Source organism: Pedobacter sp. R-06 (genome assembly GCF_049913135.1).
In the GTDB taxonomy this organism is placed as follows: Bacteria; Bacteroidota; Bacteroidia; order Sphingobacteriales; family Sphingobacteriaceae; genus Pedobacter.
Genome location: NZ_CP183977.1, coordinates 1,933,470 through 1,957,070, shown reverse-complemented (window position 1 = coordinate 1,957,070; position 23,601 = coordinate 1,933,470). Strand labels below are relative to the sequence as shown.

The following is a 23,601-nucleotide window of genomic DNA, read 5'->3' as shown; positions in this document are numbered from 1 at the left end:
AAACTGTACGCGAATCTTGCTGCCGGATTTTTTGCTAAGTCATTCCTTTCCCTCTGAATGCATAGCGGCTTGGCTGCAAATTTACTTCTTCCCCTAGGCGCTTCACGGTTTCCCGTTCAGGGTCCTCATTTCCCGCTTTCCTTTAGATCAGCATTCCGTCATCCTTCGGATGAAACCGAAAATCCATCAGAAAGGCGCTCTGAAGCGCTTAAACTCAATCTGATGAACGCAAGATCTTACCACGTATCGATTTTAGCTCTGGGCTTTAATTTGCTCTAAACTTAGAAATTTTATTGGAACTGCTGTGTGAAGAAATCCCGATCTGAAGATCAGGGCGTAAAGTTTGGAGCGAAAGAAGGCGCCTGCATAAATGGGAAACGCGCGTACATATTTGCCGAAATGCCCGCACTGGCCTCGATAATAGTATTTGGTTCATTCGTCAAATATCCCGTTATCATTAAAGCCAATATAACCATCGATAAAAAAAATACCGCGAGATTCAAAACCTCACAGTCCAATTTTACAAAATTAAAACTCGGCAGCCGGGCAATTATCGAACTTGAGAGTTATCCCTCTAATGAATACGGAACACTCCAGGGAAAACTGACCACCATCTCAGATAGTCTTTATCACGACAGTCTTATTGTTGGGGAAATAAGTTTGGATAAACACACAATGGAAAAATTCATGAAGAAAGCTAAAATAAAAAAAGCATGTTTGGTTCCGCTGACGTTATCGCTGAAGAAAGTACGCTTTTAAAAAGGCTTTTAAAAAAGTATACCCCTTTAACAAAAAAATAATTAACTTCAAACAATCCAATGACATGACAACATCTTTCAAGCACATTTTTTATACCCTGTCGATTATTATATTTCTGGGATGCAACGGCAAAAAAGAGTTGAACCCAGTAATTCAGCCTGCAGGTATTCTTCAGGGCAGTGATCAGATCTCAAAGTATATCATGCAATACGTCAATTTTGACTCTGATTTTAGTGCGTTTGACACACACGGAAAATCGATGGATAAGCAAACATTTCTCAACGAAGTACTATCCGGCAGTTACTTACCTTTAAGGCTAAAATCCCAAAGAGGTGAAAACTCATATCAGCTGCACAAAATTAACGTGCTAATTGAAGACTCGCCAAAATATTATCTGATAGACCAGGCCCGTCAGGGTCTTTTTCAACTTTCGCTCGTCGGCAAGCCCGCACCAAAATTTGAATTTGTAGATTTAGCAGGGCACAAATACAACAACCAAAATACCAAGGGAAAAATTCTTGTAATGAAATTCTGGTTTATAGGCTGTGTCGCCTGTGTACAAGAAATGCCTGAAGTGAATAAAATAGTTGATCGCTACCAGGACCGTAAGGACATACTTTTTGTTAGTCTTGCATCAAACAAAGCCGAACCATTAAATAAATTCCTTAAGCAGGTAACATTCAAATATCAAACCGTAGCAGATGCCGACCAGTACATGATCGATTCTATCGGTACCAAGGTATTCCCTTCACATCTGATTATTGGCAGGGATGGCAAGATCAGGAAATTCACGCTACAGTACGCTGAGGTTGAAAAGCTGCTAAAAACCCTGTAGTTAGAAACATATTGAAAACAGAAGTAACCTAGAGCAGCAGAAACCATTTTAATTTCGCCATATTCTAACCTAGATACTATTTAGAGTGGATCTTTTACAGTGGGATGTAAGCACAGCTAAGATAAAATATTGTGTAAAAATATTTCTTCAAAAGATATTCAATTCTTTGCTGTAAGAACACTTTTTTTAAACTTCAAAATTATCTAAGAATTGAACGAAATGTTTTATAATCCATGTTCAACATTGGTCAACAAGGCTATTTGTTAGCCAAAGAGCCTATTAATGATAAATTAATTAGATAAAAGGAAATGGCTTAGGAATTAGCTTTCTATTATTGAATTGCATTATATTCCTGTTCTTTTTATAATCCCTATTTTTACTTCTCCCTTTGGTTTAACATAATAAGAGGTATCATTACTAATCTTTGCCAAGGAAAAAGAATAAGGAAGATTAATTTGTGAGTCTTTATCCTTTAAATAAATTAGGTCACTCCGTGCGACCAACTGGAGGTGAACGCGAACAACTTTACCCAAGCCGTATTCAAATTCAATCCAGAGATACCCATTATGTATCCCCCCCTTCCGAACATTTTTTTGGGGGTCGACTATTTTTTCTGAATTGTAAAAATGTCTATCAAATTCGGTGAGTTCAATTTCTTGCTTTTTAATGTCAATCTTATGGATACGCCAAAACAAAGTTTCTACAGGCTTCTGGGATTTATCTTGTTTAACAATTGTACCCATCCAAATTCCTGTATAACTTTTTACCAAATTCGGATTTGGTATTTGCCCAAAACAATAATGTATTGACACAAAAAATACACATACCGTACTAATGCTAGAAAGTCTTGCATTGAATCTCACAATATCTTCCAATTATTTCATGATATCTTCTTTTAACTAAAGTAGGCTTTTTAATGAACTATTTAAAAAAAATACGCAAAAGCACCAGTTGCATCCGGAAAAAAAATGAGCCAATCAATATCATATGGCAAATTGACACTTATGTTTTATATGTTGAGCTCACACAGTGAGTGAATTCTGCCGATAATCTTAAACCACTCTTTCCGATTTCGGGTTTGTTTTTTCAAGATCTCTCCAGATTTTCTATTAACTAAACACACTAGCTATTCTAATATAGGCATGTATTGTAAAGGTATAAATAAGAACCCGGGACTTTTGGCTAGTGAGCATGCGACATTACAATAATTCGTTGGATCATCATAGATTCATTATGGGTATTAGTGAATAATAGCGGAATCTCACGTTTAATCTTACCGATCAGACCCTTCCCCTTCTTTTACTTTCTAAAAACTCATCTCTCAGCTCGCTTTTATAAAACCTGTCCCCACCGGGAAGCTTGCTAGGTTTTAAAATCCCTTTTCTTACCTTTCTCTTATAAGTGCTTTCACTTATTCCCAGATACTCCATCACCTCAAGCCGGGTCAGCATCTGATCTTCCGGCAGTTTTAATTGACCATAAGACTTAGTATATATCAGTTGCATAAGTTCATAAATTTTGAGCAAAACGTCCAGGATAGCATTAAGTTTGTCCATAGTGATTTCCATTAAATCAGATAGAAAAATCTGGTTTTGATACAATAAACAGTTGATGCAAAAAGAATAATCTATGCCCAATGTGTCAAGTTGCAATATGGTGGTAAAAATTACCACCCCATTTTTACAGGCAATAAGAGGCAGTCTATTTTAACATCAAAAAACCTTACCTGATAAATTTATCACGGCAATAACGCTATTCATCCCCTCAGGATAACGGCCAGTGTAGTTTATTTCCCGAAAAACATTACCTCAACTAAATTTAGGAGAAACTTAACGCCTCCTAAATTTTCAAAAATGGATTTTCAACTGGATTATTTTAGACAGATTATCTATCTCATCAACAACAACCTAGATCTGGATGATGACGATTTAACAGCGCAAACAGGCATAGGGGAAGAAACTCAAAGAATAATCAAAAAGATAGATACCTACCAACCTCATGACATTTCCACCTTTACCGATTTTATCCATTTTCAGCTCGGAACCCTAACACGGACGGCAAAGGAAATAGAGGATATTCTTTCATTCAAAGAGGCCCTGACCGGCAATCAGGAAAAGCTACTTGAATTAATGTTAAACGGAATAGAAACGATCATTTGGCACATACATACTTATTTCCGAGACCAGTTTGATCATAACACCCTTTTGACCAAAAAGACAATTTCAGATCATGTGAAACAACTTGATATAACAATTGAAGGATATCTTTCATTGTTTAAAAAATCCAATATAGACCAGGAACTTATCGAAATATTGTCAGATGCATTATATTTAAGACTGGAAGATCCACCACGCTTTCGGCATTTAGCATTCAGCGACCAGCTACTTGATTATCTGCACAAGAACATAAAAAAGCATATACCAAAGGAGACACTGATAAATAACCTGATTTCCTGGGAATTTAACCACCCCAGGTTCTTTGAATATTACGTACAAAATATAAACGGAAAACTTAAGGATTCTGTTACCATTTCAGAACATTTCAGGGAACTGATCTTTCTGAAAAAGCAGATCTCCCAGGTTCCAATTGAAAACACTATTTCCTATAACCCTCTTCTGCCCCAGATAAACCGCTCACTGCTCCAGGTGCTTGAATCTGAACTGGAATTTATGAAACAACTTGATTTCCTGAACTCAGAACTGATGAATTCAGGGATACTTGATTCTAAATATAAAGTCTCACTTTCGGTAAAACAGCTGGCCTACCTGATATTCCTGGCGGTAGAAGCGGGTATCATAACCGAGCGCAAGGCCAAAAGGGTACATGAATACGTCATCGCACACGTCAGCACAACAGAAACGGAAAAAATTTCAGAGAAGAGTTTCAGTAACGGCTACTACGTTCCAAGTTCAGTTGACATCGGTATTGTAAGCGATAAACTCGCCCAGATGCTTGCCAAAGCTCAAGGTCAATACTAATTCCATGTAAATCCAGCACGGCCTGCCAATTATTCTCCTACCCCATAATTTATCCGTGTCGGCCGTTCACATAAACCTGGTTTTTGAAAATCCAAAAATTCACTTTTTATAATGCATTATAACAAGGATGGTACAGGGTGGTAGAAAGCACCACTTGACCAAGCATCAAAATCCTTTTTATTTGGGTTTAAAAACATGGATTACGAATCATTTTACGCAAAACTTAACGGATACCATCCATTGAGCAGCCCATTAAGGGCTTATTTAAAAGTTGTTTTAAGGGAGATCTTTTTAGCGGACAATAACGCGGTTGAAACATCACATTGGAAGGATTACCCACTGATGTTCGTCAGTAAAGGGACATTAAAAACAAAACTGGAAAGTAAGGTTGAACCAGGAAGATCCCTACTGCTTTTCCATTTTGAAGGCATGATGCTGCCACAGTTCCTCGAGAGGAACCAGGAAGACTTCCAGTTAAAGACAACCGCCATCGGTGAAACTATATTGATAGCGATCCCCTCCGGTCACCTCCACAACCTTTACAAACTATTCCCAGAATTCCACAAAGTGATCGAAGGAATTACCCTAAATAATTTCACAGAACTTTTTCACCTGGCCTTCGACATCAAAAATGTAAAATCAGATGACCGCTTGGCCACATTGTTAAAACTCCATCCAAATATATTTCAGCTGGCCCCATCGATAGATATAGCCGATTCAATTGGCATGCATGCCCATACACTCAGTACACTGAAGAATAAATACTTCAAAAATAAATAGCCTCAGTTCTGCCTCACGAACTAAAATCTAAATCCCGATATGCATTTGTTCCTAAGCAGGAACCTTAAAACAGTCTGGGTATGCTCAATTTTGATCGGTAATCAGAAAAAAAATGAAAGAACCTATTATAAAATTCGCTTCAGGCCTGCTTATAATCCTCTGGATCTATACCGGAGGCTCAAAATTATTGGACTTCATTTCATTTGAACACCAGCTTACACTGCAAAATTTTTCACCCCTTGTAACCGGTATTTTAAAGTATACAATCCCCATCTTGGAGGTTTTTACCGCGGTTCTGCTTTGTATCAAAAGAACCTTAAGGATTGGTCTAGTGCTATCCCTGATAATAATAGGCAGTTTTACGGTTTATACCCTATTGGTCCTTACCGGATATTACCCAAAAATACCCTGCAGCTGTGGGGGCATCATCAAAGCTTTAAGCTGGAGAAACCATCTGATCTTCAACCTATTCTTTTTTGCCCTCAATATGACTGCACTCTGTTTATCCATAATTAAAGAAAGGAGGCCACGGCACGTATAAGTATCCGGGACGTTCAGGGAAGTAAAGTACCTGACCCAGACCGAAAGGTTCAGCAACAATCAATCACTTAAATTAAAGTGGCACCGCCACAATACCTAAATGTCAAAAACAACTTTAACATGAAAAATTTAAAAAAAATCTCGTCAGGCTTTTTAGCCTTAGTTTTCGGAATTACATTGGTGGTTACCCAATCTGCATTCAAAACCCCTACCGCTGCCAAAAGCGGTAAACGCATACCTGTAACGGTATATTATCACGGCCCGGATTTCAGTCAGGCCAACGTGACCACTGAAAGCAACTGGAACACAACCCCGAATACAGGCGGATGTGACAGCGAGCCTGAAGTTGCCTGTTCTGTAACCATTGATTCCGACTACCTATCAGGCAGTACTTTGAGGACAGAAGCCGATTTACAGGCCCTTGAGTCAACTTCAAGCAGATACTATATTTCTGGCTCCGATGATCCATCAGCTGTTTATGTAAATAAAACCTTTTAACCAGCTTTTAACAAGGTCAGGGCCATCCGGCCCTGCCTTGCCATTAACTAAACCTAAATTCAATTCTGTGGGATACCGGTTTCCGCTATGATATCATCCGGTAAAGGAAGCGCATAAAAAGGCGCATTCGGTAAAAGCTCAGATACCGCTCCATTGACCGACCTCCTCAAAATGATCCCTGCTCCTATTTTGTTCAGCCGCTTGATATCAGACCACCTGATATTCCTCATCAGCAGTTCCTTCCGCCGCTCAGCGCGGATCCTGGCAAGTGCATCTTCCACATTAGATGCAGCAACAGGAACATAGGCAATGGTATTCCTCCACCTTGACCTTAACAATAGGTTAAGATCATCCATCGCCCCACTCAGGTTTCCCGCAACCGCCCTTCCTTCCGCCCGGGTGAGGTAAAGTTCATCAGTGGCAAAACCACTGAAAAAACCGGTAGCGCTGGAACTGTAACTTCCCTTGAACTGTTGATAGAGCCCGTTGGCACGGAAAAACGCCCGTTTACGGAGATCATTAGCGGAATACGAGGCATATAATGCAGTATCGATCTTAGCCCTGGTTGTATTCAACAACCCAAAACCAGCATACATTTCAGTATAAAATATCGTTTCCTTGTTAAACCTCCTAAAAGGGATATTCTGATCTAAACCGATAATATCCGGATCCCCATTATAATCCATTAAGCCTCCTTTTATTTTCAGGCACTCATCAGCATACATCGCCGCATGTTCGTAATCATTCATATAAAGATAAACTCTTGAAAGAAGCGCAAGAGCTGCTGCCCTGGACGGTCGCAACGGGTTCAAAGGCGTCTCCGGGAGCAATGAAAGAGATTCTTTTGTATCGACGATCACCCTGTCCAGGCAGTCCTGAACGCTGGACCGAACCGATCTGACATTAAAATCAGAAACGAGCCGAAGCACAATACCCGGATCAGTTGGAGAACCCGCCACATCATAGGCAGCCCCAAAATTTACAGTAAGAAAATAGAAATAATAACTTCTGAAAAACAGTGCCGAGCCTTTAACATTGTCCCAGTCTCTCCCGTTTTGCGAAGTCCGTAAAATACCACCCAGGAGATCCAGACAAAGATTGGCGTTATATATCGGCAGATAAGCGGTCGACCAGTCATTGGCAAAACGATAGGGACTTTTTTTCCATCGATAGATATCCTGCATCCTTTCAGAAATTGCATCATAATTTACTTTTGGCAAAAAGAAATCATCACAGGAATTTTCCCCATAAGATGGTGTCCTGGCCAGGTTCATCAGGGTTGCATCATCGAGTATCCCCTGGAGATCAGCAATGGTGCCAGGAACCACCAGCTTCGCATCAGACTTGACATCCAGGTATTTCTTGCAACCGGCAAATGTTATCATAGTCAACACGGCCATAGATAACAAAACATATATTTTTTTCATATTCATCCATTATTTGGTTAAAACGTACCCCTAACACCCAGTGTGTAAGCCTTAGTAGCCAAAATCTGATTCTGAAAATCCGGATCGGCAACAGATTGGTCAGCCTTCCATAACAGGCCAAGATTGGCAGCATTCAGAAAACACTCCAGGTTACGGAAAGGGAACTTCCACTTTATTGTATTTACCAGCCAGCTGAAATTCACATATTCAAGCCGGATATTATCTGCCCGTATCACATTGGGCTCAGCTACTGAATAAAAAGAATCCCTGGACGTATTCAGCGGATAGATAAATGCCGGAACCGTAGTCAGCAGTTCATCCCCAGGCTTCTGCCAACGATCGGCAAAATCAGCATGTCCGATCCCTGAATTTACCAGCGTAGAATATTCAATGGTCTTTTTCATTGCATAATAACCCAGCCTGTAAGAAATATTAAAGGAAAGGCCAAAAGACTTATACCTGAAGGTATTGACCAGCGAGCCAAAATGCTCCGGTGATGCTGAACCGAAATATTTAAGATTTCCTCCTGTCAGATTCGCCTCGTTCAGCATCGCCGCGTAATCTGTGCTCAGCTTACCATTGAGATACCCCTGCGGATTTCCAGAACCATCGAGTCCTCCCCATCTGTAGGCAGAAATCGCATAGAGCGGTTTACCCACTATCGGATTGATCGACGTACCCGCGCCCAATAAACTAGCCAGGGCGTTTATATTCCTTTCCAGATATTTCACCGTTTTACTTCTGTTGAAATTGTAATAAAGATCCGTACTCCAGTTGAACGAACCTGCTGATACATTCTTACCGTGCAGCTCCGCATCTATCCCATAACCCTTCATATCTGCAACATTCCTCATCAGCTGGGGAGCACTGCCCCAGGTCGTATAATCGTAATCAGCCAGTCCATAGAGATCCGTTCCCTTTTTCAGAAAGTAAGAAAGCGCACCACTTAACCTTTGCCCCTTTGAAGCAAAATTCAACGTGAGGTTAAACTGAGAGAGTTTCTCCCACCGCAGATCAGGATTATTGATGCTCCGGATCCTGGCAAATGGTAGTCCTAAAACCGCATTCGTACCATAAACACCAACAGGTAACGCCGTTCTGGTCAGATCTACATTGCCGCTGTAACCAAATGTCCCTGTAATGCGCAGCACAGGCAGCCAGTCAATAGGGTAAAAACCCTCATCTGAAGCGGTCCAGCCCAAACCCGCCGACCATAACGGTTTCCAACGGTTATTGGTATTCGCCCCGAAAATATTCGAACCATCCCGCCTGATACTGCCCGAGAACGTATACTTTCCCTTGTAGGTATAACCGACATTGGCATACATACTAATAAACCTATATTTTAAACTCGACAGCGCATCCCCCGATCCGATCTGCATTGAATTTCCCGTAACAAAATCCTGGAAAACACCCGTATAATCCACATTCCCAAAACTCAGCGGATCTTCCTGATAACCATAGAACATATTGGCATTAGCTCTGGTATCACTCTGCCTAGCTTCAGTTCCGGCAATTACATTTAGGGAATGAACACCAAAGAGTTTATTGAAACTCACCTGCACCCTACCTGTTGCCGAACTCACCTCCTCGTCCGTAGTCCGGAGCATTCCCCCCCGTGGAATATTATATCTCAGCGTGCCCGTAGAAGGAATGATCTGACTGAAAGAATTGACCAGGTTCCGTGCATAAAAACTCTCCGCATCAGCAATATAGGAAACCTTCGAACTCTGGCTCTCGTGCTGATAACTCACATCCAGACTCAGATAATCCAATATTTTGTATTTAAGCAAAAGGCTTCCGAATATATCCCGTCTGGACGAAGTATTATAAACATGCTTATATTCTTCGGTAGGAAAATAATTCCAGTCCAATAACCTTCCCCTACCCAAAGTATCCGTAAAGGACGGCCTGTAAACCTGTGCCCAGCGGAGCGGTTCCCCATTCTCCCCCCGCAGCCTGACATAAGGCGGCTGGCGGTTGGCATAGGCCAGCACCCCATATTCCGGCGCACCTGAAACTGAACCTGACGAGTTTATATATAGGTTAGTAGAAAGACTCAACTTTTCATAAAGTTTAAAATCGTCACTTACCCTCAAGTTATACCGGTGTGACCGTGCAAAATTCTGCTCCCTGACATGATCATAAGCCCCTGAAACCGTATAGGCATGCTTAGGGCTCCCTCCCTTAATATTGACACCATATTGCTGCGTCAATGCGTTGGTATAAAATTCATCAAGATATTCCCTCCTCAGATCCACTGCTTTTAGCTTCTCCAACTCCAGGTTAACCTGTTCCGAACTCATCTTCCCTGACCGTTCGGCCAGCAAAAGTTCCACTACAGGTGTCAGCGACTGATATCCTGTCGCGATCTGGCTATCAAAGAAACCCTTATCGAAAAGCAGTTTTTCTACAGCTACATAATCAGCGGAACTCATCTGTGAAACCTTCATAAGATCCGGTAGCGCCCTCAGAGTAGCATTTGCAGTAAAACTGATTGTTGCCGCCTGATTGACACGGCCTTTCTTGGAAGTAATCACGATCACACCGTTGCCCGCTCTGGCGCCCCATATGGAGGCAGCAGAAGCATCCTTTAAAATTGATATATTTTCAATGTCAAACGGATTTATATTGGCAATATCTCCATCATAAATAAACCCATCCAGCACAATCAGCGGATCCAAGGGGCCATTGATTGTACCCAGCCCCCTGACCGAAATACCCGTCTTATTCTGCGGGTTACCGTTTGCTTTGCCCACATTCAGCAGCACACCCGAAGACTGCCCAATAATCCGTTCAAGGATATTCGTCCCCGTCCGCGCATTAAGCCGCTTTTCATCCACCACTGAAACCGTACCGTTTACTTCATTTGGCCGCACCTTCTGATAACCTGTATTGATCTCAACCTGCCCCAGATCCTTTATATCCGGCACCAGCCTGATTTTTACGGGCTGATCGGCATCCGAGAGATTTCTGATGATCCGTGTTGTGGTAAAATAGCCAAAGGCCGATATCGTAACCGTATCGGGAAACTTTCTGATCGGAATTGAAAAATTCCCCAGCGAATCGGCTGATGTACTGATACTGGATTTCGCCCTTATAAAAATCTGCACCCTACTGAGGTCCGGAGCAAACACATTCCCCTTAAGCACAGCGAGATTGACCTTAGGCCTGCTACCTCCAACCTGGGCCAATGCGCCGGAAACCTGCAGAAAAAACATCAGCAAAAAAGCACCTAAAGAAATAGCGGACCTCCACGAATATTTGTTCATCAATCCCATCATCTTAAAACTCCTTAACCGGTATAACAAGATCCAGACCGGCGATAAGCCTGGCAATATTCTCATCCGTTACCGCCCTGGCATTGGTCATCGCCTTCAAACGCCTGTCCGCCCCGATCCAAACCACATGGGGATAAAGCTTATGAGGGAAAAGAATCTGCGTAAAAGTCCTTTCGGAAATTACCGGCAAGCGGACCTCCTCACCATCCGCTATCCTCTTTTCCAGAAACAGCGCGATATTTTCCACAGAATCAACATTTGAATCATTGACCAACAGCACCTGCAGATTCTTACCATACTTCTCCTGATATTTCTCCATCTTCGGAAAACCCTTGATGCAACTACTGCACCAGGTCCCCCAGAAATCCAGGATCAAAGCCTTACCTTTTAGTGAAGACAAAGTGAACGGCTTTCTATCACCATTCACCAGATTTTGAAACAGAAAGTCCGGAACCTTTTCCCCCACCTTCAATGGGACTTTACCGTAAGGACTATCAATTTCTTGTTTTTTGCTTTGCGTATATCCCTTAAAAAAAAGGCATAGCACAGCCATTCCGATAAAAATTATCGATTTTTTCATAATTGTTCAGTTAGTTGATTAATAGGAAAACAGATCTAAAAGCAATTTTAGATCAAATAGAAATACCTACAGATGGTTTAAGAACCAATACCCAATCCATAATGAAATTTAAGCGTTGCCACCTGCAGGCAGAAGCAACATCACTCAGGATTTTTGGGTTTCAATGCATACATCCGATCAAACGGGCATGAACATAGGAAAGAAATTTGGGACGATAAAAAAATAAGGATACCTGGGCAATAGCAAGATAATCCACACCTAAAGTATTGGTCAGTCACTCGGAAAAATGGATTACTTTTTTTCATACCCGTATTGGTTATACGAGTCTTGATGGAATGTGCTCAATAAATGTGAGAACTACAAACCGTGGTGCAATAAAGTTTCTGACGCCTTACGTGACACGGAATTACAGCAGTTCCCACATCTATTTCGAAACACAAATATATTATATTTCTACATATAGATATGGGCATTAATCTGCTGTCCTACGTCACGGCGTCAGAAATTGCGACCGCAAGACTCTTATTAATACCTATTTAATACACTCCAAATATAACTAAAAAATCCAAAAACCCTACTATAGTAGGGCAAACTATTTTTTCATTATTCTTTACTTAGTTTCAATGGGCAAAGCATCTGAAATTGAGCAGTTTGTAATTGATAAAGTGAGGGAGATCAGGCTTTTAAAAAATGTTAGCCAAAAGCAACTGTCAGTTTTAATGGGCTTAAACGGAAAATTTGTCGGGAACGTTGAAAGTACAAAAACTCCTGACAAGTATAACCTAAACCATCTAAACAAGATCGCAGAAATCTTTGAATGTTCAATCAAAGATTTTTTTCCAGAAAAGCCAATATCTGGAGAAATCGAAAGGACATATCCGAAGTAAATTCTGCTAATTAATCAAAAAACCTTAATATCCTTATTATTCACATTTAACAATAAATAAGAAATGAAATAAATCCAACTGACATCAAACCAACCTTAAGCTTATGAAAAATAAGATAAGATGCGTGATCATCGACGATGAGAAACACGCCATTGCGCTACTCAAAACCTACATCGGTTCAATGCCCAATCTTGAACTGTTCAAAACCTTCAACAACCCACTCGAAGCCCTTTCGGGCATCACCGCTGAAGACGAGGTTGACATCATCTTCCTGGACATTGAAATGCCACATCTTTCAGGCATAGAACTCGCGAAGGAACTCAGGCCAAAGGCCAGGTCCATTATCTTTACCAGTGCGTATAACAGGTCGCTTGAGGCCTTTGAGGTCAGGGCTAACCATTATCTGCTTAAACCAATTAACCTCGCTAAATTTGCCCAAACGGTCATGGGTATAATCGATAACGAACTTTCCAAAACCGACGGACAGGGAAAAAACATTAAATTTTTTAAGACCGGTGAAAAGGGGAAACTTTCCAGAATCCATAAACAGGATATCCTGTACTTTGAAAGTGCAAAAAACTACGTCAGTATGGTTACTGCCGAAAAAAAAGAGCTGGTATATCTGACATTGAAAGAAGTAGAAAAGATTTTCAATAAAGACCTTTTTTACCGGGTACACCGTTCTCACGTGATCAACGCAAAAAAAATCCAGAAGATAGTGGGCAACACGATCAACCTTGGACAGGGATATCAGGTACAGATGGGAGGCACTTATAAAAGTAATCTTTTGAAGTTTTTAGAAGAAAAGACTTTGTTAACCGGCCGGGTTTAACAAATCTTAATTTAACGGTCTACATTAATATGTGTCCCGGTAACGGTAATAGTGAGACTGGTCACTGTTGGATCAGTACTCTGGAGATTTCGGTCTCCTGCCGTGCGGAAGATAAAAACTGTTTTTTTCTTCAGCCTTTTCTGCTGGTGTTTCATAGTTTATTTCCTGAAACTAGGGGCAGAAAAACGCCAGAAAAAAGTTATTACACCGGGGATAATTCAGGGGTGACCAATACGATTATAGCCGTGATGAACAAAATTCTAAATTTTATAAAAAAGCAAAAGATCCACCTAATCGGATGGACAGGTTTTATCCTGTGTGAGATATTTATCGTCGGCTTTTCGACTGGTAAGTTCGGTGATATAGAAAGCTATATTATCCATTATATCTTGAATATCCTGCTCTTTTATTTTTGCGCACACTGGGCCTATCCTAGAGTGTTCGAAAATGCATTTCACTGGGTATGGAAACTTCCACTCCTTGGCGGCTTTACCTTTCTATGTTATCTCCTTTTGAATTATATTGTCGATACCAGGATTCTGAAGCACCAGTCCTGGAAGACTGTTCAAGAACTCGAGATGGGTCACAAATATGTCCTTGGTGTGTTATATCGGGCCGCGCTGTTTATGGGAAATGCAGCCTTTTACTATCTGTTTCTTGTCCACCTAAAAGAAGTCAAGGTCAGAGAGGCTGCTGAAAGAGCCAGTTTTCAGATCGAGCTTTCCAAAAAGGATATGGAAGCAAAACTCGAACAGTCAAGAAATTCCTACCTCAAGGCACAGATCAACCCCCACCTGCTCTTCAATACACTCAGCTTTATCTATCAGGACATATTGGCCAGCTCCCCAAAAGCAGCTGAAGCAGTAATGACCTTATCCGACCTCATGCGTTATAGTTTAGACTGTGAGTTTACAGAGTCTACTATCCCCCTGAAAGAAGAGATAACCCAAGTAAAAAGCCTCATCTTGCTTCACAGTACACGGTTTGAAGAGGAACTTAGCCTTAGTTTTGAAACTGGAGACGGCATAGAAAATATAAAGTTCATTCCCCTTGTACTGATAACACTTGCCGAGAATATATTTAAACACGGAATCTTTCTTGATCCCCAACATCCCGCCAAGCTAGCAATTAGCTACTGCGGCGAATTCCTTAGCATACAATCACGAAACCTACCGAATAGAAAAAGCAGAGCGACCAGCATGCACAAGGGATTGGAAAACATACGCCAAAGATTGGAGATAGCATATGGAGGCAAAGCAAAAATGCACTATGGGATTAGGGAGCAATATTTTGAAATTGAAATCAAAGTGAGGATCGATTGACGGCCTATTAACAAAACCAATCATTTTCAGCCTTATATAACTGTATCAAAATCTATCATCTTATGAAAATACTAACCACAAAAATTATTTTTATAGCTGGCTTATTTAGTTTCCTATCATCCTGGGGCCAGCTTCCACAGACCAAAAGTGTCAATGGCCTGCTAATTACCGTTGAAAGCAATCTACTCAATGTACCGCCCAAAGACAAATATATAAAAGTGGCAGACAGCCTGGATAAAAACCTAGCCAGAAATTCCAACGACACCACCAGCCTTTTTAACCGTGCACTTATATATTATCTGTATAATCAGATGTTGGCAGAGCCCTATCAACATACTAAAGGTACTTTAGAAAACCTGACCAGGGCAAAAACACAGATAGAAAACGCAATAAAGATGGGCATGCAGGATTTCAGGGCAAAGCAGCTTAGGGCTCAGATTTATAGTGAACTCTGCTTCCGTTTTACGAACGATGAATCCTGGATGTTCAGCAAGGTACAGATGACATCCAGAAAAAAGTTGTTTGACAACTACAAAGCTATGGCAAACCGCTATATCGATGAACTGGCCATGCTGGACAAAAATAACGCCTACCAGTATACAAAAAGGAAAATAAGTTATACCTATAAACTTTAAAGAACGCCTATTGGGATTAATCAATGGTGTCTTACAGAAGGCCCGCATGCGAAAAAATTATTTCTGGCATTAAAAACTAGTTTGCCTTTTTTTGCGTATAATTGTTTTGTAAGGGGTGAGAGCCTTACATCAACTTTCGGTTGAGAGCGTTAATTTAGATGGGGGTAATCATTAATTTGATTATCTCTTTTTTGCTTTTCAAAACGAGACTTATCGTTAAAGGAAAATCTCAAGCTTGCCTTTCTTATCATCAGGCTTATCCCACTCTCCGACTATAAAGTAAAATATTGCAGATTTCTCCTGAAAACACCAACATATCCATTCCCTTACCATAGTTGAAGCAAGACTTTTAAGTTTCGGATTTTTTAATTATTTTGTTTACATGGAAATAAATGAGTCAAGCGAATTTGTTAAGGCAAGAGCGTTGCTTCTGGCCGAATATTTCAGTCAGCGCGGATGGCTGGTTACTGCAGGCAAAAACAACTGTATATTGATTTATGTGCAAAATGAAGAGATATACCATTTTACGGACGACCAATTGATGGAAATAATATGTGAATCAGACTGGCATATTGCGGGAACAGGCTTAAAAACCAGCCCGGTTACCTACATGTTTTACCATCGGGGTGAATTTTACAAAAAATTCGAGGTACTGTCCAGCAGTGAATATGATATCTACGATAATGATTGAATCAGTAAATAACTCGATAAAAATCGGCAAATACTATGAATCGTTAGTGAGTCCAACTCATTAAAAGACTACATTGCCAATTTAGGCACATCTTAAAGCGGCAGTCGGTTTTTGACCAGGCAATGCGCCACGGAAAACCGATGCCGAAAAACGGGCGGGCGAAGCCCGCCGCCGAACGTTTTTTTGAAACCCTACATCGGTATTTTCTATGAACAAAAACTGTCAAGGTTCAGAAAAAACCACGGTTTTCCATAATACCAACCCGTACCATCTGCCATAGGAATGATGCTTACCAAAATTTGTTCTTATTGTTTTATCCTCTTTATTTTTCTAAGCGCTATGCGCTTACTTCTATACAAGATTCCATACCCATTGTTCCCGATCACATCTTTAATAATGTGCTCTGCATGGCGGATGCGAACAGCATCCCCTGCCGACATGTCCATATCTGATAAATTATCGAAATGTGGCAAGGTCTGCGCAATTTCCAGTAAAGCGCAATAATCTGTATTTTCTGTTAACCTACTCATGATCTTAAGTTTTATGGGAGCGGCAGCACCGCTCCCGATGAATTAATTTAGCTGAAAGGCTATATTGCCACTTTTCCCAAGGTCTAAACAAAGGTCAAAGGCTGACTGTCCCCTTTGCTTAGCTGTTCCCTCAATAATGGATTTAAATTTGGCTTCGCTATCCTTAAACTTTCGGGCATTCTGATAGTAGCCCGTCACCGCATTATACGCCCCGAAAAGTGTGCCTTTGGTGGTATCGATCAACTGTGACGGTGCGCTCATGGCATAGGTATAAACTTCATCTACGATATTTTTATATACGCCTGAAGCCTCATCGATCAGCCCTTTTTGCAGCTTGTCCAGAACCTCCCTGTTCGGTGCCATTGCCGTCTGCACCAGCTTTTTTAGTTCGGCATCGGTAATGCGCACCCTAGACCAATGGTTAAAAATGGATTCTATTTCGTACCCGATCCTACCCGAAATACCCATGAGGGTATGCGCCTGTTTAAGCCTGTCGTTAGCCCCCGAAGAATGACGGATTCGAACAACATTAGAAGAATTTTTCAATGCGGCATTAAGCGTATTGTTACAGACGATCCGCACGGGCGTAAAAGCCGCGGTGATACTCCCAAAACCATCGTGCGAGGTGGTGAGAAACAAGTACTGCTCGATGAGGTCATCCTTTCCCACCTTAATATAAGAGGGCAGTTTAGCAGTGATAAAAATACGTTCCCCCTTACCCAATGCACCTGCAGTTTCGTAAAGGATACCATCACCACCGCCGACAATACTATCAAAAAATGAAAAGGCTTCGGTATTCTGAACCACTCTGTAATCCTTGCCGACCACACCAAGAACTTCCTCGGTGTCCGTCCTAACCGTTGAATAATAGTTCGGCACTAAAATATCAGGCAAAAACCCGTCATACATTTTATCCCCATCAGGACTTTTAAAAGTTACAAGATTATGCGAGTCCACGGTAAACAAAGGCCGTTTCTCTACTGTATAATCAAGCCCTGCAAATTTCAAGGCTTCGGCAGAAGTGGGATAAGATTCCACTATGGTACCCAGTCCGTGCCATGCTTTTTCCTTTACCGAGAAAAAACTGTGTTTATCTGTTCTGCTGTTATAATTTAAGTGATGTGACATGATTAAAAATTTTAAATTAAAGTTTGATTAAATTGAGTGCGCTAATCGTAGCTGAAATAATGAGTTTTTAAAGGGGAATACCTCTATCAAAAGCCTTGGCATTGTCTAACTGCGTTTCTTCCTTCTTTGTGTCCCTTCACTTCTATTTCTGCCTGTTGACACCGCTGCCTTCCCACTACTTCCCGTCGAACCCAACAGCTTAACTTCTGAGGTATGAAAGGTCAGCGATGCTTTAGCCTCTCCCTTACCATTGATGTATGCATTGGCACCCACCCTGCCATAAAGCTGAACCCAACCGCCCTTTTTAAGGTATTCAGCGATACCTGTGTTCAACCAGTATGAACACTCAAAAAATGTAGTAATCTTCTTTTGTTCCCCGCCACTTCTGTAGCTGTCATTAATTGCAATTGAAAAGTTTACCACTTTCCGTTCTCCCCTCAACGTCTTTACCGTTGCATCTCCTGTTAATCTTCCTGTAATTTCCATGATCAAAAAATTTTAAGTTTTACATTCTTTTTATTTCCTTTCCTTTTCCCAAAAAATCTTTTCAAAAGAAAAAACGGAAAAAAAGAAAGTCCGGAAAAACGGGTGCAGAGAGAACGGAGAGCTATAAGTCCCGAAGGGTGTTCCGGCGCAGCAGAACATTATGCGCTCGCAGAGAAAGGAGCGCCCGAAATTCACGGCCTTTTTATCCGTTTCGATTGGAAAGAGTGCAAGCGCGTTTAATCTGTAGTGTTCGAAACAAATTGTGACTTCTGTCTAAAACATAATGTGCCGCCCAAAATCATTTTACTAATTAGCATTGTTAGTTGGGGCTATTGTTCACCATTAAATAAACTTTACGTGTTTAAACAAAATGTGACAAATTGATAATTTCAAATGTTAATAAAACAAATGATGACCGAGGTTCTTAAAAATGTGTTGTCTAAAACAAATTGCGATAACTATTAAGATAAAGTAATTTATAAAAACAAAGTTATTTTCATATAGAGGCTATGCAAGACGACATTATTACTTAGGATATTTGTGAGAGGGTATAAACAAAAAGTGACAAATTAATAATTTCAAATATTATTGTAGTTTAGTAACGATATTTATATCACAATATACATTAATTAACGCACTAGTATGTCATACACTCAATTTAAAAGAGGTTCGGAATGGAGAAGATGGGATTTACATATTCATACACCAGAAACTAAAAAGAACGATCAATTTGATGGGGTCACAGCCGCTGAAAAATGGGAAAAATATTTTAAGAGCATTAATGATTCTCCAGAAGATATTTCTGTTATCGGTATAACCGATTACTTTTCCATTGAAAACTACTTTACTTTTAAAGCAGCCATTAGCACTTCTAAAATCACTAAATCTTTTGATTTAGTTTTGCCTAATGTAGAATTAAGGGTATCTCCGGTTACTGGAAGTGCAAAGCCAATAAACCTACATTGTATATTTAATCCTAAAATTGAAAATGAAATTACAACTCGCTTCTTGGCAAGATTGCAATTTGAGTATGCGGGTAGTACATTTTCAGCTACACCTGAAGACATTAAACGCCTGGGTCGTACTCACACGGGGAATCTGAAACTTAATGATGAAGGTGCTTCCAAAGTGGGATATGAGCAGTATGTAATAGAAATAGGTTCTTTGAAAACTCTTTTTAAGAATGATAAAACTTTACGTGACAATACCATCATTGTGGTTGCAAATAGTGGCACGGACGGAGTTTCAGGTGCGGTAAAACATTCCGATTTTCTATTGGGCGGAGGAAAAACACAGCTTGATGCAACAAGATATAGCTTGTACCAGTTTTCGGATGCTATTTTTTCATCAAGCGATAATGATATTTTATATTTTGCGGGAAATGGTGCCGATAGTAAGGAAGATGTGCTTTTTAAATGCTCAAACCTTATGCCCTGTTTTCATGGATGTGATGCCCATTCAAATGATAAAATTTTTAGTCCGGTTGATAATAGATTTTGCTGGATCAAAGCTGATCCTACTTTTGAGGGACTTAAGCAAACCTTGTATGAGCCGGAAGATCGTGTTAGAATTCAAGCTTTCAAACCAGATATAAAAAATGACCGCTTTATCATTTCTGAGCTGGCATTTGAAGATAGCAGCAACCTTTTTGGAAATCAGGTGATACAGCTAAATGATAATCTAAATGCTATTATTGGCGGGAAATCCTCGGGAAAATCTTTGTTGATATATTCTGCTGCCAAGGCGATTGATCCGGAACAAGTAGAACGGGCTTCGCAGCGGTTAAAATTTGAGGGATACAGGCTTCCGGGAAACTTTGATTTTACAGTTACCTGGAAAAACGGGGAAATAGATAAGTTAAGTGATAGTTCGCTTGCCAACAAAAGCCATAAGATCACATATATTCCACAGTTGTATATTAACCATTTGGTTGAGCGAAATAATAAAGAGGATTTAAATAGCCTAATAGAGAATATTTTATTGCAGGATGCTGATTTCAAAAAAATATTTGAAGAAAATAAGGCTAAAATCGATAAGTTTTCTGCAGAGATAGAAAACATGTTATTGAACTATCTTCAAACCAGGGCAACGCTTTTGGACATTCAACAAAAAATAAAAGAAATAGGTAAATCTTCGAGCATTTCTGTTGGTATTGAAAGTATTAAAAAGGCGGTTGATGCTGGGAAAAAAAACTCTAATCTTACCGAACAGGAATTTAAGGATTACAATTCGCTGAATTCTAATAAGGTAGCCCGGGAAGCATTAATTAAGGGGTTGGATAGTAAGAAGACAGCATTGGGTGAGATTGAGAGCGAAATTAATTCCATGAAATTAAATCTTTTTGGATCTGATGACCCCAATGATACTTTTTACATTAGGGGTTCGATTGATAAAGTTACCGATCAATTAAATGTGATCCCAGCCGATTTGAAAAATGTTTTGGACCAACTCAAAAAGGACTTTGATGCCATGGTTGGAAACCTTAAGAACAACATCGATAAAATTGATACTGAAAAAGATAAGGATTTAGAAAAACAGGAAATCGATAAAATAAATGCGTTGTTAAAGCCCTTACTTTTAAAAATTGAAGGACAGCAAGAATTACAAAAACTGATTAAGCAGTTGGGCACCGAAGAAACGAAGTTAACATCGGCACAAAATTTGGAGAAGCAATTTTCCACTACAATGGGAGATTACGAGAATTTAAGGGCTAAAATTTCTGAAACCTTAAAACTCAGAAAGGCGGCCTACAGTTCTATTTGCCAGGAAATTAACAAAAGCAGGAGTGATATTGGTAATGGTATTACGCTCAAATGTAATTTGCTCTTTAAACAAGATAGCCTTAACTTATTCGAGCAGGCAAACAAAGCTGCAATTGCAGCTGATCACTCATTTTACCAGTTATTCATGGATGGAAACGTTAATTACGATAGACTGATAGAATTTTTTGCTAAACCATTAAGGTTAAAGGATAATAAGTTGCTGTTTGGTAGTGCTGATGCTGAATTTATTCCGCTAAAAATGAGAATTACCTTAGATGATGTACTAAAGGGGCTAGTGGAGGATAACTTTGAACTGGATTACAGTGTTACCTATAAAAATGATGATCTTTTAAGCATGTCCCCTGGTAAAAAAGGAACAGTTCTGCTAATCCTATTCTTGCAGATTAGCTCGTCCGAATTTCCAATTCTAATTGATCAGCCGGAAGACAATCTTGATAACCGTACTATTTATGATCTGTTATGTACCATGATCAAACAAAAAAAGCGGGATAGGCAGATAATTATTGTTTCACACAATGCAAATTTGGTTGTGGCAACTGATGCTGAAAATATTATAGTTGCCAATCAGTCCGGGCAAGATTCTAACAATTCAAGTTCATCAACCAGGTTCTCTTATGTTAACGGCTCTATAGAACATTCTTTCTTGAATAATTCTAGTACTCAAGAAGTGTTGTTGCAGCAAGGGATTAAAGAACACGCCTGCGATATACTTGAAGGCGGGGATGAAGCATTCAAACAGCGCGAGCGTAAATATTCTATCAAATAAACTGATGAAATAAAACCGTCATTGCAGGTTAATTATTTTAAATGATTGATAGCCATAAGTGTAAAGTCTGATTACAATTGCATCAGACTTTTTATTGGCAAGAAAGGTAACGGTCGTATTCCTCTTCTAATTTTTCGATGCTTTTAAAACCGTGTTTTGTATGTTCCCTTTTCAAGAAATTCTTTAATTGATCGGTTTCTTTTGTTAATGCGTTGTTTTTCAATGATAGTGTGTAGCTGTCCTGTTGCAGAAACAAGTCCTTGATATCCTTGGGACAATTGGGGATTTCGCTGATAATCTCTTGCCTCAATGCCGCTAATTGTTGATTGACGTAATTGCTCAAATTGGTTTTCAAGTTCTTCTCCTTCGCGCTTAAATCGATCAGGTAGGGTTGCTCTAAATTCTTGTTCTCCTCTGATAGCTTGTTCTTCAAGTTCTTTAAGTTCTCTGTTTCGCTGGATAATTTCTGCTCTAATTTGTTCATATCTGATCGGGAGCTGTTCTCGAATTCCTTGTTGTTTAGCAATATCTCCTTCTTCTGACTGAATTTGGCGTTTAAAATTTTCGACCAGCTCTCTTCCAGAATGTTCATATCTGCCTGGAAGTTCTGCTCTTGTAGCAAGGATTCCATTAATTCGTTGTTCTCCCATTCTAATAGATTGTTCAAGGAATTCTCCTTGTAGGATAAGATTTGCTTTTCTTCGCTCAAAATCTTTTCCATTTCCACCATGGCTTGCGATTTCTTTTTGGATTCTAGATTCAAGAAGTTCTTTCTCTGATTCAAGCTTTCCTGCTTTGTCAAAATATCTTTCTTCCAAATCTGTTTGCTGGCCGTTAATTTCGTCGATTGTTTCTTTATTTCTACCTCTTGCTGCTCTAAAATCATCGTCCTGTTTTCTATCTCTTGTTCGAATTCCTTGTCTATACTGGTCTGTTTCCTGGTCAAGTTTAGATCGTAATTGTTCTGTGTTTCCCTCAATTCTTGATATTTCTGATTTAAGGTTTGCTGTAACGCTTCTGAATTGTTGAGATTCCAAACAGACACTAATTCGTCGTATAAGGTTGTTAATCTGCGCCTTTCTGCATTTGAGAGATTCTGCAAAAAGCTTTCTTTGCTCTTCATCAAAATGTAGTATTCTCTCTGTATCTCCGTCGGAAAGTTGTATATATTCGGTTGATTCTTGCTCATAATTGTATATCCATTTGGTACGGTCTGTTTTATTAAAGGTTTCTGCAATGCTTTCCGGAGAGTCTCTGGGGATGGTAACCGAGATGGTATCAATGCCTAATCTTAAGATTTTTAAAAGCTTATCCGGATCCGGTTTATGGGTAACCACAATTTCGATTAATAAAATGGGGTTGTTATCTGCATCAAAAAAAGTAACATCTGGCTGAATAATCAGGTGTTTATCTGTTCCGGAATTTCTGCCCCACATGACGTTTCCATCCTGGTCCTCATAAAATTGCAGTTCGTTGGATACGGTATGTGCTTCGATGAATTTTGATTCACTGATGAGCATGACCTGTCCATCACCCGAAGGTGAATATTTGTAAACTGCCGGTACTTTAATGCGTTTTGTTAATTGAAGCGCTTCTTTTGCGAGCTTGTGCCGATAGGTTTCATCGGAAAAAGTGCACTTACCATGATGTTTAACTGCTTTTGCATCATGACGAAAATAAGATTCATGATGTTGGATTTTTACGATTACAGCTTGCATTTCCTTTTTACATCCCATGCAGAAATAACCGTTTCTGCCACTTTTTGCCTCACGGATGTAAATGATGTCGTCTTTTACATTATATGCATATTTATTCTGGGTTTCAAGAGAGTTGGGAGCGTTCTTCATTTAAAGAAATTTTAAT

At 39.9% G+C, this 23,601-nt stretch carries 22 protein-coding genes; 12 read left to right on the top strand and 10 right to left on the bottom strand.

Annotated elements, in window-relative coordinates; genetic code table 11:
• The first annotated feature begins 306 nt into the window (after nucleotides 1-306).
• Nucleotides 307-759 (top strand): hypothetical protein, encoded by a 453-nt coding sequence (locus ACN9MR_RS07955; protein WP_426329077.1) that lies wholly within the window; start codon nucleotides 307-309, stop codon nucleotides 757-759.
• Nucleotides 760-823: 64 nt separating this feature from the next.
• A complete protein-coding gene (locus ACN9MR_RS07950) occupies nucleotides 824-1,594 on the top strand; it encodes a TlpA family protein disulfide reductase (protein WP_426329076.1) in 771 nt (256 codons plus the stop codon).
• A 344-nt stretch (nucleotides 1,595-1,938) separates the two neighbouring features.
• Here the strand turns inward: ACN9MR_RS07950 and ACN9MR_RS07945 are convergent, their stop codons facing one another.
• Complete coding sequence (locus ACN9MR_RS07945) at nucleotides 1,939-2,337, bottom strand: hypothetical protein (RefSeq protein WP_426329075.1); 399 nt, start codon at nucleotides 2,335-2,337, stop codon at nucleotides 1,939-1,941.
• Between the two features lie 537 nt (nucleotides 2,338-2,874).
• Nucleotides 2,875-3,150: a helix-turn-helix transcriptional regulator gene (locus tag ACN9MR_RS07940; protein ID WP_426329074.1), complete on the bottom strand. Its 276-nt coding sequence runs from the start codon at nucleotides 3,148-3,150 to the stop codon at nucleotides 2,875-2,877.
• A 297-nt stretch (nucleotides 3,151-3,447) separates the two neighbouring features.
• Here ACN9MR_RS07940 and ACN9MR_RS07935 point away from each other — a divergent pair, with 297 nt between their 5' ends.
• From ACN9MR_RS07935 to ACN9MR_RS07920, 4 genes are all read left to right on the top strand, one after another.
• Nucleotides 3,448-4,572 carry a hypothetical protein gene (locus tag ACN9MR_RS07935; RefSeq protein ID WP_426329073.1) on the top strand — a complete coding sequence of 375 codons (1,125 nt, stop codon included), beginning with the start codon at nucleotides 3,448-3,450 and terminating at the stop codon, nucleotides 4,570-4,572.
• Nucleotides 4,573-4,767: 195 nt separating this feature from the next.
• The gene (locus ACN9MR_RS07930) at nucleotides 4,768-5,352 is read left to right on the top strand and encodes a hypothetical protein (protein WP_426329072.1); all 585 of its coding nucleotides are present in this window, start codon (nucleotides 4,768-4,770) and stop codon (nucleotides 5,350-5,352) included.
• Nucleotides 5,353-5,464: 112 nt separating this feature from the next.
• Complete coding sequence (locus tag ACN9MR_RS07925; RefSeq protein ID WP_426329071.1) at nucleotides 5,465-5,893, top strand: MauE/DoxX family redox-associated membrane protein; 429 nt, start codon at nucleotides 5,465-5,467, stop codon at nucleotides 5,891-5,893.
• A 119-nt stretch (nucleotides 5,894-6,012) separates the two neighbouring features.
• Entirely contained in the window at nucleotides 6,013-6,390 is a 378-nt protein-coding gene (locus ACN9MR_RS07920) for a hypothetical protein (RefSeq protein WP_426329070.1), read from the top strand.
• A 59-nt stretch (nucleotides 6,391-6,449) separates the two neighbouring features.
• Here ACN9MR_RS07920 and ACN9MR_RS07915 read toward each other — a convergent pair whose 3' ends face one another.
• Genes ACN9MR_RS07915 through ACN9MR_RS07905 form a run of 3 tightly spaced genes read right to left on the bottom strand, consistent with a single transcriptional unit; the run spans nucleotide 6,450 to nucleotide 11,678 of the window.
• Entirely contained in the window at nucleotides 6,450-7,817 is a 1,368-nt protein-coding gene (locus ACN9MR_RS07915; RefSeq protein ID WP_426329069.1) for a RagB/SusD family nutrient uptake outer membrane protein, read from the bottom strand.
• A gap of 17 nt (nucleotides 7,818-7,834) precedes the next feature.
• Nucleotides 7,835-11,089 (bottom strand): SusC/RagA family TonB-linked outer membrane protein, encoded by a 3,255-nt coding sequence (locus ACN9MR_RS07910; RefSeq protein ID WP_426329068.1) that lies wholly within the window; start codon nucleotides 11,087-11,089, stop codon nucleotides 7,835-7,837.
• A gap of 13 nt (nucleotides 11,090-11,102) precedes the next feature.
• Nucleotides 11,103-11,678, bottom strand: coding sequence for a TlpA family protein disulfide reductase (locus tag ACN9MR_RS07905; RefSeq protein ID WP_426329067.1), 576 nt, complete (start codon nucleotides 11,676-11,678; stop codon nucleotides 11,103-11,105).
• 623 nt (nucleotides 11,679-12,301) lie between these two features.
• Here ACN9MR_RS07905 and ACN9MR_RS07900 point away from each other — a divergent pair.
• Complete coding sequence (locus tag ACN9MR_RS07900) at nucleotides 12,302-12,565, top strand: helix-turn-helix domain-containing protein (protein WP_426329066.1); 264 nt, start codon at nucleotides 12,302-12,304, stop codon at nucleotides 12,563-12,565.
• A gap of 103 nt (nucleotides 12,566-12,668) precedes the next feature.
• Nucleotides 12,669-13,397, top strand: a complete 729-nt coding sequence (locus ACN9MR_RS07895) for a LytR/AlgR family response regulator transcription factor (RefSeq protein WP_426329065.1) — start codon at nucleotides 12,669-12,671, stop codon at nucleotides 13,395-13,397.
• A gap of 11 nt (nucleotides 13,398-13,408) precedes the next feature.
• On the opposite strand, the gene ACN9MR_RS07890 is transcribed toward ACN9MR_RS07895, so the two are convergent.
• The gene (locus ACN9MR_RS07890; RefSeq protein ID WP_230145082.1) at nucleotides 13,409-13,552 is read right to left on the bottom strand and encodes a hypothetical protein; all 144 of its coding nucleotides are present in this window, start codon (nucleotides 13,550-13,552) and stop codon (nucleotides 13,409-13,411) included.
• Between the two features lie 93 nt (nucleotides 13,553-13,645).
• Here ACN9MR_RS07890 and ACN9MR_RS07885 point away from each other — a divergent pair, with 93 nt between their 5' ends.
• The 3 genes from ACN9MR_RS07885 (at nucleotide 13,646) to ACN9MR_RS07875 (ending at nucleotide 16,045) form a co-directional block, all read left to right on the top strand.
• Nucleotides 13,646-14,719, top strand: a complete 1,074-nt coding sequence (locus ACN9MR_RS07885) for a sensor histidine kinase (protein WP_426329064.1) — start codon at nucleotides 13,646-13,648, stop codon at nucleotides 14,717-14,719.
• Between the two features lie 62 nt (nucleotides 14,720-14,781).
• A complete protein-coding gene (locus ACN9MR_RS07880) occupies nucleotides 14,782-15,354 on the top strand; it encodes a hypothetical protein (RefSeq protein ID WP_426329063.1) in 573 nt (190 codons plus the stop codon).
• 382 nt (nucleotides 15,355-15,736) lie between these two features.
• Nucleotides 15,737-16,045, top strand: coding sequence for a hypothetical protein (locus tag ACN9MR_RS07875; protein ID WP_426329062.1), 309 nt, complete (start codon nucleotides 15,737-15,739; stop codon nucleotides 16,043-16,045).
• Nucleotides 16,046-16,350: 305 nt separating this feature from the next.
• Here the strand turns inward: ACN9MR_RS07875 and ACN9MR_RS07870 are convergent, their stop codons facing one another.
• The 3 genes from ACN9MR_RS07870 to ACN9MR_RS07860 form a co-directional block, all read right to left on the bottom strand.
• Nucleotides 16,351-16,575, bottom strand: a complete 225-nt coding sequence (locus tag ACN9MR_RS07870) for a hypothetical protein (RefSeq protein WP_426329061.1) — start codon at nucleotides 16,573-16,575, stop codon at nucleotides 16,351-16,353.
• Between the two features lie 42 nt (nucleotides 16,576-16,617).
• Nucleotides 16,618-17,703 carry a DUF932 domain-containing protein gene (locus ACN9MR_RS07865; RefSeq protein ID WP_426329060.1) on the bottom strand — a complete coding sequence of 362 codons (1,086 nt, stop codon included), beginning with the start codon at nucleotides 17,701-17,703 and terminating at the stop codon, nucleotides 16,618-16,620.
• A 105-nt stretch (nucleotides 17,704-17,808) separates the two neighbouring features.
• Entirely contained in the window at nucleotides 17,809-18,189 is a 381-nt protein-coding gene (locus ACN9MR_RS07860; RefSeq protein ID WP_426329059.1) for a single-stranded DNA-binding protein, read from the bottom strand.
• A gap of 642 nt (nucleotides 18,190-18,831) precedes the next feature.
• Between ACN9MR_RS07860 and ACN9MR_RS07855 the strand changes: the two genes are divergently transcribed.
• A complete protein-coding gene (locus ACN9MR_RS07855; RefSeq protein WP_426329058.1) occupies nucleotides 18,832-21,738 on the top strand; it encodes a TrlF family AAA-like ATPase in 2,907 nt (968 codons plus the stop codon).
• A 143-nt stretch (nucleotides 21,739-21,881) separates the two neighbouring features.
• On the opposite strand, the gene ACN9MR_RS07850 is transcribed toward ACN9MR_RS07855, so the two are convergent.
• Entirely contained in the window at nucleotides 21,882-23,585 is a 1,704-nt protein-coding gene (locus tag ACN9MR_RS07850) for a hypothetical protein (protein ID WP_426329057.1), read from the bottom strand.
• Nucleotides 23,586-23,601: the final 16 nt, after the last annotated feature.